The organism is Corticibacter populi (assembly GCF_004217315.1).
Classification (GTDB): domain Bacteria; phylum Pseudomonadota; class Gammaproteobacteria; order Burkholderiales; family Burkholderiaceae_C; genus Lampropedia; species Lampropedia populi.
On the sequence record NZ_SGWR01000001.1, the window covers coordinates 506,413 to 518,948 of the forward strand.

Below are 12,536 nucleotides of genomic sequence, written 5' to 3' on the forward strand. Positions count from 1 at the left end.
AAAAAAGGCGTGCCGGAAAGCACGCCTTTTTGCATTCTTTCCTCTGGATTGGATGTTCAGCCGCCGTGCTGCGTCAGCCAGTTCCGGGCAGCCTCACAGTCTCTGGCAATGCCCTCGGTCAGCGCCTGCAGGGAAGGGTACTTGAGTTCGTCGTGCAGCTTGTGCAGCAGCTCGACACGAATGACCTTGCCATAGGCGCCATCGCGACCCAGCTCGGCAGGCCACTCCAGGCAGTGCGTCTCCAGCAGCACGCGGCCGCCATTGACGTCGTGCGGGTCCAGCGACGGCCGGATGCCCATGTTGGCCACGCCCGGCAGCGGCGCTGGCGCAAGGCCATGCACGCGCACCACGAAGATGCCGCTGGCCGCGGGCTTCCAGTGCTTGAAGTGCAGGTTGAGGGTGCGGAAGCCATCGTCCGCATTCGGCGCGCTGGCGCCGAGCTGGCGACCCAGCTTGCGCCCGTGCAGCACATGGCCGCTGATGGCATAAGGCCGTCCCAGCAGTTTGGCGGCATCCTGCATGCGACCTTCCTGCAGGGCCTTGCGGACCTCGGAGCTGGAGACGCGCAGGCCATGCACCTCATAACTGTTCATGCGGGCCACGTCGAACCCATGGTGCCGGCCCAGGGCATCGAGCAGCGCGTAATCGCCGGCGCGGTTCTTGCCGAACCGGAAGTCGTCCCCCACCAGCACGTAACGCGCATGCAGCGCATCGACCAGCACCTGGCGCACGAATTCCTCGGGAGAAAGCGCCGCCAATTGCGCATTGAAGGGCAGGATGACGGTCTGGTCGATCTGCTGGCTGGCCAGGTCGGAGAGTTTGTCGCGCACGGTGCCGATGCGCGCCGGAGCCAGCCCGCGCTTGTGCAGCGCAGCGGCAAAATAGTCGCGTGGATGTGGCTCGAAGGTCAGCGCGCAGCTGGCCAGGCCCCGGTTGGTCGCTTCATTGCGCAGCAGCGCCAGCATGGCCTGGTGGCCCCGGTGCACGCCGTCGAAGTTGCCAATGGTCAGTGCGCAGGCCGGTGCCAGCGTGGTGTGGCAGGTGCCGAGAAAAGTCTTCATGAATCAGGGGGAAAAGCGCGGTGGCAACGGCGAAGCCCGCATTATGCGGGAAGCACAAAGGCGGCACTTGCGATGCCGCCTTTGTGGACAGGGTGCCTGGCGTGGCCCTTGAAATGATCGTGAACAGGCTTTCAGGCGAACACGCCGGCCGTCTCCTGCATGTTGTCGCTGACGACGGCGAGGTGGTGCAGGCTGTCGCCCCAGAGAATCTCCAGCTGGGTCAGGCGCTTGAAGTAATGGCTGCCGATGTATTCGTCGGTGACACCGATGCCGCCGTGCAACTGCACCGATTGCTGGCCGACGAAGCGCATGCTCTGGCCCAGCTGGTATTTGGCGCGCGAGAGGGCCAACTGCCGCTCGCTGGGTGATGACTCTCCCAGCTTGAGCCAGGCGTAATAGCTCATCGAGCGCCCCAGTTCCAGCTGCATCTTCATGTCGGCAATGCGGTGGCGCAGCGATTGGAAGCTGGCGATTGGCACGCCGAACTGCTTGCGCTGGTTGAGGTAGTCGGCCGTCAGCGCCAGGGTCTGGTCCATGGTGCCCACGCCCGAGGCGCAGGCGGCGGCGATGCCCAGCTGGACGGCCTCCTGCAGCGCTGCCTCGCCATGCGCGGTGATCAGGCGTGCCGGCGTGTTGCGCAATTGCAGCTCGGCGGCACGGCTGCCGTCCTGCGTGAGATAGCCGGTGGCCAGCGCACCATCGGTGCCGGCTTCGACCAGGAAAAGGGCGACGCCGCCATCGAAGCGGGCCGGCACGACCCAGGCGTCGGCCTGGTCGCCTGCCGGCACCAGGCTCTTGTGACCGCTCAGGAGGTAATCGTCGCCATTGGGCTGGGCCTGGGTTTCGATGCGGTCCAGCCGGTAGCGCGCCTGGCGCTCCTGCTGGGCCAGCACGACGACGGCATCGCCACTGGCAATGCGGGCCAGCCAGTCGCTGCGCAGCTTGCCTTCGCCATAGTGGCCGAGCAGCCGGCCACTGATGAAGGCCTGCTCGAGCGGCTCGAGCACCAGACCGCGACCGAGCTCCTCGAGCACGATCATGGCCTCGATCGGGCCCATGCCCAGGCCGCCATCGCCTTCCTCGATGGTCAGGCCGGTGAGGCCGAGTTCGGCGAACTCGGCCCAGACACTGCGCTCGAAACCGCCAGCGTCGACGATGCCGCGCCGACGCTCGAAGGTGTAGCCACGCTCGACCCATTTGCGCACGGCGTCGCGCAGTTGTTCCTGTTCTTCGGTGAAATTGAAATCCATGTTGCTGTCTCCGGGTGGTCTCGGCAGGGCGCGTCAGCCCAGCACGGTTTGCGCCACGATGTTGCGCTGCACTTCGTTGGAGCCACCGTAGATGGTGGTCTTGCGGTAGTTGAAGTAGTTGGACGCCAACACCGAATCGGTGGCCTGGCCGCCCGGAAAATCGCCTTGCCAGCCTGACTCCATGGCCTCTTCGATGAAGGGCAGGCTGAAGGGGCCGGCCGCGAGCATCATCAGTTCGCTGTAGCGCTGCTGGATTTCGCTGCCGCGGATCTTGAGCAGGCCGGCGATCTCCAGCGGATTGCGGCCCGAGGTCATGGCCGAGAGCACGCGCAGCACCAGCATCTCGAGAGCGACGACATCGATCTCGAGTTTGGCGATTTCGTCGCGGAAGCGGTTGTCCTCCCAGACGCCTTCGCGCCGGGCGATGCGCTTGAGGCGTTCGAGCTCGCGTTTGGAGCGGTTGACGTCGGCGATGTTGGTACGCTCATGGCTGAGCAGGTGCTTGGCGTAGGTCCAGCCCTTGTTCTCCTCGCCGATCAGGTTCTCGGCCGGCACTTCGACGTTGTCGAAGAAGACCTCGTTGACTTCGCACTCGCCATCGAGCAACTTGATCGGACGCACCGTCACGCCGGGCGACTGCATGTCGATCAGCAGGAACGAGATGCCGGCCTGCGGCTTGCCCTCGCTGCTGGTGCGTACCAGACAGAAGATCCAGTCGCCATACTGGCCCAAGGTGGTCCAGGTCTTCTGGCCGTTGACAATGTACTTGTCGCCCACCCGTTCGGCACGGGTCTTGAGCGAGGCCAGGTCCGAGCCCGCGCCGGGCTCGCTGTAGCCCTGGCTCCACCAGACTTCGCCACTGGCAATGCCTGGCAGAAAGCGTTTTTGCTGCTCGGGTGAACCATAGGCCATGATGACGGGCGCGACCATCACCGGGCCGAACGGGATGATGCGCGGCGCGCCAGCCATCGCACACTCCTCCTCGAACAGATGGCGCTGAACGGCATTCCAGCCAGGGCCCCCGAACTCCTTGGGCCAGCCATAGGCCAGCCAGCCTTTCTTGCCCAGAATCTTGGCCCAGCCCTGCAGGTCGTCGCGGCTCAGGCGCAGGTTGTTGCGCACCTTGTTCGCCAGTTCCGCAGGCAGATGGGCGCGTACCCATTGGCGCACTTCTTCACGAAACGCCTGTTCCTCAGGCGTAAAGGCCAAGTCCATGGTGTGTCTCCTCATGTCATGATGTGATAGCGGCGGCACTGGCAGCCTGGCAGCCCCGGTGCGACGCGTGGCGGCTTTGTACCATGCCGCCTGGAGGAGGGCATGTCGAGTCGGCGACTGGCGCACAGCCTGCGGCGGGGTCGCAGACGTTCGATGCGACAATAGCGCCTCCATGAAAAACATCGTCATCTTGATTTCCGGCGCCGGCTCGAACATGGCAGCCATTGCCGAGGCCGCCCAGCGGCAGGACTGGGCAAGCCAATTCGGCGCCCGCATTGGCGCCGTGATCAGCAATCGCCCGGATGCTCCGGGTTTGCAATGGGCCTGGCAGCATGGCATTGCCACGGCGGTGGTGGACCACAGGACCTTTGATTCGCGCGAGGCCTTCGATGCGGCACTGGCCGATGCCGTTGACGCCCACCAACCGACCCTGGTGGTGCTGGCCGGATTCATGCGCGTGCTGACGGCTCCGTTCGTGGCACGCTTTGCCGGCCGCATGCTCAATATCCACCCATCCCTGTTGCCTGCCTTTCCCGGCCTGCACACCCACCAGCGTGCCATCGAGGCTGGCTGCCGCTTTGCGGGTGCCAGTGTGCACTGGGTGACCGAGGCGCTCGATGGTGGCCCCATCGTCGATCAGGTTGTGGTGCCGATTTTCGATGACGACACGGCACCCAGCCTGGCGGCGCGGGTGCAAACCCAGGAACATGTGCTATACCCCCGTGCCATCAGCCGCGTGCTGCCGGCTCTGACGGTGCCGGCATGGGCCGAAGCGAAGGATGAGGCAGCATGACGGGCAGCCGCACGACATCCGGTACCGCGACGGCCACTGCAGCCGTGCGAAGAACCGGCGAAGCCCGTTACTTGATCGCCGTGCTTGCCCAGGCGCTGGAGCCGGTACTGCGCTTCGACGCACCGGCTGACGCGACCCTTGCGCAGTTCATGCGCGAGCACCGCCAGTTGGGCGGGCGCGACCGGCAACTGCTCGGTGACGCCGTCTACGCGCTGCTGCGCGCATGGCGATTGGCGCTGCATTGGCTCGCGCAGGGCGAACAGCCGATGCCCCGCGAGGCCCGCATGCGGCGCCTCGCATTGCTGGGTCTCGCCCTGCAGGCCGGCGGCGCGGCACCCGTACCTTTGCCAGGCGCATCGGCACTGCAGATCGTCCAGCGCGCCCGCGCGCTGAGCACCGATGGCGGCGATACCGATTGGTTGGACGCCTGCACCGCGCAAATGTCCGATGGCCTGCCCGAAGCCTGCCAGCACAATCTGCCGGACTGGCTGGCAGACACCTTGGCGGGGCAATGGGGCCGGGACACATTCTGGACGCTCATCGCCGCGTTGCGCCAGCCGGCGCCGTTGGACGTGCGCGTCAACATCCTGCGCGCCAAGCGCAGCGCCGTGCAGCAGCAACTGGCAGCGATAGGTCTGTCATGTCAGTCGACACCATATTCACCGTGGGGCCTGCGCTTCGACGACAAACCTTCGCTGCAGCGCAGTGCACCGTTTCAGGACGGGTTGATCGAAGTACAGGATGAAGGATCCCAATTGCTGGCGCTGCTGAGCGATGCCCGGCGCAACGAGACCGTGGTGGATTTCTGCGCCGGCGCGGGCGGCAAGACTTTGGCTCTGGGCGCGATGATGCGCAACACCGGCAGACTTTATGCCTTTGATAACTCGGCGCATCGGCTTGCGGGGTTGCAGCCGCGCCTGCAGCGCAGCGGCTTGCTCAATGTGCATACGATGGCCTTGCAAGGCGAACGGGACGAACGCCTGCAGCGCCTGGCCGGCAAAGTCGACCGTGTGCTGGTCGACGCACCGTGCTCCGGCCTCGGCACACTGCGTCGCCATCCCGATCTGGCCTGGCGCACCGGGCCGAATGATGTTGCCAGCCTGCAGGCTGCGCAGTTGGCCATCCTGCAACAGGCTTGCCGGCTGCTCAAGCCTGGCGGGCAGCTCATCTATGCCACTTGCAGCCTGCTCGATGCCGAGAACTCGGTCGTGCGCGCCCAGTTTGCGTCCGAGCAACCCGATCTCGAACCGCTGGACTGGCAACCGCTGCTGAAAAAACATCGCCTGGAGGCATTCGCCGTGGCAGACAACGCCTTGCAATTGCTGCCGCACCGCAGCAATACCGATGGGTTCTACGCCTGTGCATGGCGCAAGCAGGCCTGAAATCCTTCAAGTTGCGCCGTGGCCAACTCCGCGAGGTGGCTGCCTGGTTACTCGTATGTCTCGTGCGCCGCGGCACTGCCTCGGCGCCAGTAGGCCGCAGCACGCAGCCATTTTGGATTGGCGCCTCGCGCCTCGATGAGATGGGTACGGATCGCCTTGGCTTCGGCGGCTTCACATGCGACCCAGGCATGGAAATCGCCATCTGGAAACGCTGCCTGTTCAATGGCACTCAGCAGCGATGAATTCCCGCTGCGGCGATGTATCCAGTGGATACGGGCATGGGAGGGGCAGGGCAGCGATTGTTCATCGGCGGAGCTATCGACCAGGATGAAAACCTGAGCCCGCGCATCTGGCGGCAGTTCCCGCAGACGCCGCCCGATGGCAGGCAAGGCCGTTTCATCTCCCGCCAGCAGATGCCAGTCAAAACAGGTTGGAATCAGCAAAGACCCTCGTGGGCCGCCCACTCCCAATGCATCACCCGGCTTGGCGCGCAATGCCCAGGTGGTGGCCGGGCCCGCATCGTGCAAGGCGAAGTCGAATGCCAGCAGGCCCTGCCGGGGGTCATGGTGGTGCGGGGTGTAGTCCCTGGCCGCAGGACGGGGACCATCAGGCCAGACTACACCTTCCGACGTGATGGCAGGCAGAATCAACTGACCTGTCTCAGGATCGGGAAACACCAGTTTGCAGTGATCATCAAAGCCCGGACTTGAGAAGTCGCCCAGTGCGTCGCCGCTGCATATGATGCGCACCACATGTGGCGACAACTGCTCACGCGCCAGCACGGTCAATTGACGGAAACGCAGTTCATGGCGAACACGCTGTGGCAGACGTTGCTGTTCTGCCGGGTGAGGAGCTTTGGGAGTGGAGTTCGATTCAGGCATACAGCAATTATCGGACAGCAGGAATGTACTGCTGAGAAGTACTTCATCAGCGCAAGACATGTCGTTCACAGTGAACGACATATTTTATTTAACATAATATACATCGTATCTAGTAAATGAGACTTTCAAAAAGCGGGGGATCCCCGCATTCATTTTTTACCAGATACTGATGCAGATTGACATCTTCTCAGTTCAAAGAAATCAACAAGTTAAGAACAAAGACTCCGTTGACACACGACGCGAATGTACCACAGCTTGTTACGGTGTCAATGCACAGCACGGCCCGCTACACCAGCTCCAGCACCGGATTGCTCGGCGGCACCGGCTGCACGAAACGTCCCGGCTCGACCAACACCACGGTCGACAAGTGGCTGACGACCTGCTCGCCACGCTTGATCGCAAAGCGCACGATGTTGGTCTTGTTCGGACCCGGCAAGTGCCAGGCAGCCTTGATGACCGCTCGCTGCACCTGCGTGGCCAGCTCCGGGATCTTGTGGGCCTCGGGCGTGAGCGTGCCGGCGTACAGCTTGAAGATCAGCGGCGAGACCAGCGCCATGCCTTGCGGCACGAAATGCACGGCCGCTCCGGTCTCGTTGTACTTGATCTCGCGGTCCACCAGCGACTGCTGCAACCATTCGATGAAGTCGAGAGCCAGCTGCGAGGGCTCGGGCGGCGTGGTTGCGGCCGCTCCGGGAATCTTTGGCAGTTTGGGCCGCAGAATGACGGGCTCCGGCCCCAATGTGGCTTCAGCGGCTTCGCCGGAGGCATCCGAGGAAATTGGCGCAGTTTCGTGATCGCAACCAGGTCTTGCGGCTGGCTCCGGATCGACGGCCGCACTGCTGCGTGCGGTCACTGGCGCCGGTTTGCCCAGCACCACGCCTGGCAAGGTTTTACGCGGCTGCAGCGGCTTGAGCGGCGCCAAGGGCTGCAGCGGCTGCAAGCGTGGCGCGGGCGGCATCGACGCGGCATGTGCAGCCGCTGCAGCTGCGCCAGTTTCGTGATGATTGGCCTTCGGCGCAGTTGTTGCATCCTCATGCTGGCCAGGCCTCGCCGCAGCTGCGGGCGGCTTCGCCGGTGCCGTTCTGGCCGTCACCATCGCCTCCTCGAACACCGGTGCGTCCAGCAGGTCTGCCGCATCCTCGGCACTGACCCGGTTGGCCTTGCGGGTTGCAACAGGTTCAGCCGGCTGACGTTCCGCTGCTCCATGCTTGCCCGAACCAGAAACTGCTGCAGCTTTGTTTGCCGTGGGTTTGCCTGCTGCAGGCTTGGGCTTGTTGAAGGCCGGCTCGCGCACGGCTGCGGCCTTGTTGAAACTCGGCTCCTTCACGGAAGGTTTGGAAACTGGCGCATGCTCGCGCTTCTTGCCCGAACCTGATTCAGCCTTCTGTGTGCTGGCTTGTGTGCTGACTTCGGCATGACCTGGTTCAGTGTTCAGGACACCATCGTCAGCCGTTGCTGCAGCGCCTGCAGGATCTGGCTCTTCCTGGACGGATGCCGCATCCTTGGATTCCTTGACCTCGATGTAGCCCTGCATCGGCTCCGGGTAGTGCTCGGGATCCGCGAACACTTTTGCAAGAGGGAACTTGAGCATCGAGAGCGAATGCGTGTAAGCGCCCTGCTCCTGGCCGTCTGCGGCCTGGCCATGCACGGCGACATGCCAGATGGCCTGGCCCGAGTGCGGATTGCGCTCGATGAGGCCATAGTCCTGCCAGGTGTCGAACAGGCGATCGTTCTTGGTCTCACCCGGCACGGTCTGATCGGGCTCATTCTTCTGAATCCAGTCGCGGGTCGCGTCCGCCAGACGCTTGGCGACGAACCAGATCGCGCCGTCATGGACCCAGCCGGCCGCGCCGCTGCGATTGAGCGGCAGGCTGGTGCCGCCGCGCAGCATTGCGCCAATGGCCTGCATCAGCAGATCGATGAGCGGCACGGCCTTGGCAGTGGCAAAGCGCGCCTGGCTGCCGCTCTGCAGTGCCCGCCTCGCCGACAAGGCGTCGGCTCGGCGCACCAGCTGGGCGACCAGGCTGCCCTTGTCCTGGCCCGAGAGATAGAGGTTGAGCGCATCGAGCGCACGCGGCTGTGTCGAGAGGAACGCCATGGCCGAGGACGGCGCTATGGCCGGCAGCAGCAGCTGGGCCATTCTGGAGTGGGCCGAGTAGTCGCGGGCGGCCTTGGGCGTGAAATCGACCAGGTACTCGGCGCCTGTGGTGCTGGCGTGGCCGGCCACTTGCTTGAGGTTGCCGGCCAGAGGCGCCCAGCGTAGAGGCGTGGCCATGTTGCGCGTGCGCCAGGAGATGCGCAGATCGGTCATGGGCTTGGCCACGTCGTGCAGCAGCGCCGCGAAGAACACGACATAGGTCCAGTGATCGCGTTGCGTATCGATGACCTCGATCACCTCGCCCTCGGGCAGCAGATGGCCGTTTCGCCAGGTCAGCGCTGCAAGGACCATCTCCAGCGTGTGCGAGAGTAGCCCGCCGACGTGCGCGTGGTGATGCGCCTCCGACGCCGGCATCAGCTGCACGAACTCGGCATAGGCGCGCAGTGCCGGCAGAAAGTCGCGGCGAAAGACGGCTTCGGACTGTCTCGATTGCAGCCAGATCTTCTTGAGGACTTTGCGCGCATGGACGTGGCGCAGCAGCTCGTCGGCGTCTAGGACGCGCAGCCACCCTGCCCGGCTGCCGGCGATCTCGACCTTGAGCGCGTCCTCGTCCTCATTCTGCGGTGCGGCCGCCGGCGCCGCTGCTGGAACAGGCCCCACTGGCTTGCCCTTGCTCCAGGGCATCATGGACAGCAGCCGCGCGGTGATGGATTTCATGATGCATTCGCGGGTTTTGGTGATGCTTGCTGATTGTCTTGTTGAGTATCAGGATTCACGCAGTTCACCTTTTCCGATGGTGCAAATATCGAATATCGCTTACCACCACGACTGCAGGCTGAATTGGCATCGTAGATTTCAAAGGCAAGCAGTAAAAACAAGCCTGCCACAACGGATAAAAGACTGCGAATTGCATCATCCATATCACTGAACCTCATTAATAATTGCCACAATACAAAGAAGACTTGCCATGAATCCGATTGAGCCGATACATCATCTGCAGCGCTGCTTCATGCTCGGAATACGAATGCAATGACACATAATCGATCTTCCCGTCTTTCTGAACTTGACACTCAAGCCAGTGATCCTGGCCCAGCGTCCTGGTTCTGGATTTGCCGGTCCATCCTGCAGGCAGCTCGAAACCCAGCACGCGAATGGAGGCCTTGGAGAAGGCCTGACGGTCGCGCTCAGCTGAGAAAGTGCTACCACTCCAGACATCGACCAGTGTCGCAATGACCTCGAAGTCGGCATCCGCCTGTGTTGCGGGCATGTCGGGATCGCTGCCGATGTAGCAGCTGATCGGCGCATCCGGCCATTCGTTTCGGCATGCTTCAAATTCACCATGCAGCCAGCAACGCAGGTATTCAATTCCCGAATCTATCGATACAGCATATTTGATGGCTTCGGTCGCTGCGTCAGTCATGATTTCTGTCCATTCACGTAATTCACGTCTGCCCATTGATACAGTGTCCAGAAGCTGCAGCCTGGCGAGTTGTCGGGTGTGATGCACATTTGGGCGTGGCTGTATTGGTCGCCAAACAACTTGTAGCCCAGGCGTGATGCAGCAATGGATGGCAGGCAATTCGACGACGCACGTTTACCCTTGACTGTGCTTGTCATGAAGGTCTTGCCATTGAACTTGATGCAAATATCGGTTCCAACGAGAATTTGATCTGCCATGCGATTTCACCTGATACAGCTTTGGATTCCTTATTCGCCGCCCTGCTCCAGATTCACGACTTCATCAGCAGCACGCGGCTGCGCTCGGCCAGGAGTGGATTGCCGCGTTCGGGGCGCCAGACGCACAGATCCTCGGCCACCTGGCCCAGGGCGACGAATTCCAGCCAGGTTTGCTCCAGCGGATTGAATTCCAGGCGCGGCCGGGGCGGCCTGGCGCTCCAGTAGCAGCGGTGATGGACGAAGTCTTGTTCGACCAGGTCGTCAATGATTTGCTGCCGCAGCAGCTCGGTAGCCAGAGGCCCTTTCACCACCAATCCTTTCCCAAGATCGGCGACATGGCACAGCAGTACCTGACGCACACAGAGCAATGGATGGGCGTCTTCTCTCAGGTACTGGTTCAAGCCATCGAATCGGCCCAGCCAGGTCAGCAAGGTGGGTGACCAGGCGGCCAGGCCAAGGCTGCGCAGCGATTCGACGATCACGAAGATGGCATGAGCCTGGTCGAGACGATCACGCTGCCCTGAGCCAGGTTCGGCATTGGTCAGGGGCTCGAATTGCTGCGTCAACGATGGTGGACAGGGAAACTTCTGGCTCATGCTCCGCAGGTTATGGGCTGCGTCACGATTCGTCATGCCGATTTCCTGCGACACGTTTGAGAGGGTTTCGGCTTGCTCGCTGCGGCAAATTCTGTTAAATGCCCGCATGAGGATGCGCCAGGCCCTTACGCGCAGCGCAGCGCCTCCCGGCGCTGCGCTGCGCCGGTAACCCCTTAGCGGCTGTTTCCCCTACCAGTAAGCCCTTTGCGGCAGCGACCGAAGAATGAGGAGCTGCCGCGCCCTTTGGATTGGGCCACTACTCCCGTAGAGAGGCCTTTGCCTGTTGCAAGCCGCCCCCGGCTTGCGGTTTCATGAGGCAAGGACTTGACGGCAGAGAAGTCTTCACCACTGCTGTGGCAGAACAAGGAGGCATCTTCGGTGCAAATGGAGTGGTGACGCACCCGGATAGCCGCCCGCACCTGATCAAGCAACTTGACGGGCCTTGCCCCCGCTTGCGACAATGGCGCCGACGAAACATTTTGTGACCTATCCATCCGCAGAATTTTAGGCGGCCTAAATCATCAAAGGCAAGCATCGGCAGAGGGAAGATAGGTCGGATCGGATTGGATAGGCCGCCTGACTGTGCTTGAGCTGGGCGGCCTAAATATAGTTAGGCACGCATGGAACAGGATCGGCTATTCAATTCCCTAAATTCAGTATCGGATGAGTCCTCGTTCGTCCATTTCGTCAAACTGCTGGTTGCGGATAGACAATCCGCGGATCGGTTCCCATTGACTATTGACGGATTCCGTGGAGACTGGGCCAACCACACCATCACTGACTTCCTGGAGGCCGCGGTATCATGGGCGGAGGATTCAGATTTTGGCGAACGACCAGGGCCCAAGCCAAGCAATCCTTGGTACTTATTCGCTTTATTTTTATGGGCGGGGCAAGGCTATGAGTAGCGCGCCTAACAATTCATTCAAGCCGACGCCGCTTCGCGGCGCGGCTTAATTCAGGCGTTAGGCACGCATGGAACAGGATCGGCTATTCAATTCCCTAAATTCAGTATCGGATGAGTCCTCGTTCGTCCATTTCGTCAAACTGCTGGTTGCGGATAGACAATCCGCGGATCGGTTCCCATTGACTATTGACGGATTCCGTGGAGACTGGGCCAACCACACCATCACTGACTTCCTGGAGGCCGCGGTATCATGGGCGGAGGATTCAGATTTTGGCGAACGACCAGGGCCCAAGCCAAGCAATCCTTGGTACTTATTCGCTTTATTTTTATGGGCGGGGCAAGGCTATGAGTAGCGCGCCTAACAATTCATTCAAGCCGACGCCGCTTCGCGGCGCGGCTTAATTCAGGCGTTAGGCCTAAACATAAGGAGAGTAAGTGGCTTCAATCGCGTATTTCTATGTCTACAAAGACAACGCAAGTGAGTGGCGCTGGCGTTACGTGGCGACCAACGGCAAGACCATCGCCGTAAGCTCGGAAAGCTATAACAACCTAGTTGATTGCGAGCATTCGGTTGGCCTCATGAAAGCTTCTTCAAGTGCAGTCACTATTGGCGATGACAGCTACAAAAGGTTGCGCCCATAGATCGCTTATGGCAACGCCTAACATTGCGCTCAAGCGG

Annotated in this window: 14 protein-coding genes; 5 read left to right on the forward strand and 9 right to left on the reverse strand. The window is 61.9% G+C overall.

Translation table 11 applies throughout. From position 1 onward, the window contains the following. Positions 1-56: 56 nt before the first annotated feature. The 3 genes from EV687_RS02180 to EV687_RS02190 form a co-directional block, all read right to left on the reverse strand. Positions 57-1,061, reverse strand: a complete 1,005-nt coding sequence (locus tag EV687_RS02180) for a bifunctional riboflavin kinase/FAD synthetase (RefSeq protein ID WP_122226246.1) — start codon at positions 1,059-1,061, stop codon at positions 57-59. 131 nt (positions 1,062-1,192) lie between these two features. After that, complete coding sequence (locus EV687_RS02185) at positions 1,193-2,311, reverse strand: acyl-CoA dehydrogenase family protein (protein WP_122226247.1); 1,119 nt, start codon at positions 2,309-2,311, stop codon at positions 1,193-1,195. A 33-nt stretch (positions 2,312-2,344) separates the two neighbouring features. Continuing rightward, the gene (locus EV687_RS02190) at positions 2,345-3,526 is read right to left on the reverse strand and encodes an acyl-CoA dehydrogenase family protein (protein WP_122226248.1); all 1,182 of its coding nucleotides are present in this window, start codon (positions 3,524-3,526) and stop codon (positions 2,345-2,347) included. Positions 3,527-3,698: 172 nt separating this feature from the next. Between EV687_RS02190 and purN the strand changes: the two genes are divergently transcribed. Then, on the forward strand, positions 3,699-4,319 hold the full coding sequence (gene purN / locus EV687_RS02195) for a phosphoribosylglycinamide formyltransferase (RefSeq protein ID WP_122226249.1): 621 nt from the start codon (positions 3,699-3,701) through the stop codon (positions 4,317-4,319). After that, on the forward strand, positions 4,316-5,701 hold the full coding sequence (locus tag EV687_RS02200; protein WP_122226250.1) for an RsmB/NOP family class I SAM-dependent RNA methyltransferase: 1,386 nt from the start codon (positions 4,316-4,318) through the stop codon (positions 5,699-5,701). Before purN ends, EV687_RS02200 begins: the two co-directional genes overlap by 4 nt. A 47-nt stretch (positions 5,702-5,748) precedes the next feature. Here EV687_RS02200 and EV687_RS02205 read toward each other — a convergent pair whose 3' ends face one another. The 6 genes from EV687_RS02205 to EV687_RS02230 form a co-directional block, all read right to left on the reverse strand. Further along, the gene (locus EV687_RS02205; RefSeq protein ID WP_122226251.1) at positions 5,749-6,582 is read right to left on the reverse strand and encodes a siderophore-interacting protein; all 834 of its coding nucleotides are present in this window, start codon (positions 6,580-6,582) and stop codon (positions 5,749-5,751) included. Between the two features lie 286 nt (positions 6,583-6,868). Then, positions 6,869-9,397 carry a MobH family relaxase gene (gene mobH / locus EV687_RS02210; protein ID WP_122226252.1) on the reverse strand — a complete coding sequence of 843 codons (2,529 nt, stop codon included), beginning with the start codon at positions 9,395-9,397 and terminating at the stop codon, positions 6,869-6,871. Next, positions 9,394-9,600: a hypothetical protein gene (locus tag EV687_RS02215; RefSeq protein WP_130466411.1), complete on the reverse strand. Its 207-nt coding sequence runs from the start codon at positions 9,598-9,600 to the stop codon at positions 9,394-9,396. Before EV687_RS02215 ends, mobH begins: the two co-directional genes overlap by 4 nt. A gap of 14 nt (positions 9,601-9,614) precedes the next feature. Then, positions 9,615-10,100, reverse strand: coding sequence for a hypothetical protein (locus tag EV687_RS02220; RefSeq protein ID WP_122226253.1), 486 nt, complete (start codon positions 10,098-10,100; stop codon positions 9,615-9,617). Then, the gene (locus tag EV687_RS02225) at positions 10,097-10,357 is read right to left on the reverse strand and encodes a hypothetical protein (protein WP_130466412.1); all 261 of its coding nucleotides are present in this window, start codon (positions 10,355-10,357) and stop codon (positions 10,097-10,099) included. The genes EV687_RS02220 and EV687_RS02225 overlap by 4 nt, the downstream gene beginning before the upstream one ends. A 53-nt stretch (positions 10,358-10,410) precedes the next feature. Then, positions 10,411-10,989 carry a hypothetical protein gene (locus tag EV687_RS02230; RefSeq protein WP_130466413.1) on the reverse strand — a complete coding sequence of 193 codons (579 nt, stop codon included), beginning with the start codon at positions 10,987-10,989 and terminating at the stop codon, positions 10,411-10,413. A gap of 584 nt (positions 10,990-11,573) precedes the next feature. On the opposite strand from EV687_RS02230, the gene EV687_RS19355 reads away from it, so the two are divergent. From EV687_RS19355 to EV687_RS02245, 3 genes are all read left to right on the forward strand, one after another. Continuing rightward, a complete protein-coding gene (locus EV687_RS19355) occupies positions 11,574-11,858 on the forward strand; it encodes a DUF7660 family protein (RefSeq protein ID WP_122226255.1) in 285 nt (94 codons plus the stop codon). 67 nt (positions 11,859-11,925) lie between these two features. Continuing rightward, the gene (locus tag EV687_RS19360; RefSeq protein ID WP_122226255.1) at positions 11,926-12,210 is read left to right on the forward strand and encodes a DUF7660 family protein; all 285 of its coding nucleotides are present in this window, start codon (positions 11,926-11,928) and stop codon (positions 12,208-12,210) included. Positions 12,211-12,292: 82 nt separating this feature from the next. Then, positions 12,293-12,499, forward strand: coding sequence for a YegP family protein (locus tag EV687_RS02245; protein ID WP_122226256.1), 207 nt, complete (start codon positions 12,293-12,295; stop codon positions 12,497-12,499). Positions 12,500-12,536 lie beyond the last annotated feature (37 nt).

Bases quoted from the DNA above. Each gene is read 5' to 3' on its own strand.
- EV687_RS02180 (WP_122226246.1), bottom strand. From the start codon at position 1,061: ATGAAGACTTTTCTCGGCACCTGCCACACCACGCTGGCACCGGCCTGC.
- EV687_RS02185 (WP_122226247.1), bottom strand. From the start codon at position 2,311: ATGGATTTCAATTTCACCGAAGAACAGGAACAACTGCGCGACGCCGTG.
- EV687_RS02190 (WP_122226248.1), bottom strand. From the start codon at position 3,526: ATGGACTTGGCCTTTACGCCTGAGGAACAGGCGTTTCGTGAAGAAGTG.
- purN (WP_122226249.1), top strand. From the start codon at position 3,699: ATGAAAAACATCGTCATCTTGATTTCCGGCGCCGGCTCGAACATGGCA.
- EV687_RS02200 (WP_122226250.1), top strand. From the start codon at position 4,316: ATGACGGGCAGCCGCACGACATCCGGTACCGCGACGGCCACTGCAGCC.
- EV687_RS02205 (WP_122226251.1), bottom strand. From the start codon at position 6,582: ATGCCTGAATCGAACTCCACTCCCAAAGCTCCTCACCCGGCAGAACAG.
- mobH (WP_122226252.1), bottom strand. From the start codon at position 9,397: ATGAAATCCATCACCGCGCGGCTGCTGTCCATGATGCCCTGGAGCAAG.
- EV687_RS02215 (WP_130466411.1), bottom strand. From the start codon at position 9,600: ATGGATGATGCAATTCGCAGTCTTTTATCCGTTGTGGCAGGCTTGTTT.
- EV687_RS02220 (WP_122226253.1), bottom strand. From the start codon at position 10,100: ATGACTGACGCAGCGACCGAAGCCATCAAATATGCTGTATCGATAGAT.
- EV687_RS02225 (WP_130466412.1), bottom strand. From the start codon at position 10,357: ATGGCAGATCAAATTCTCGTTGGAACCGATATTTGCATCAAGTTCAAT.
- EV687_RS02230 (WP_130466413.1), bottom strand. From the start codon at position 10,989: ATGACGAATCGTGACGCAGCCCATAACCTGCGGAGCATGAGCCAGAAG.
- EV687_RS19355 (WP_122226255.1), top strand. From the start codon at position 11,574: ATGGAACAGGATCGGCTATTCAATTCCCTAAATTCAGTATCGGATGAG.
- EV687_RS19360 (WP_122226255.1), top strand. From the start codon at position 11,926: ATGGAACAGGATCGGCTATTCAATTCCCTAAATTCAGTATCGGATGAG.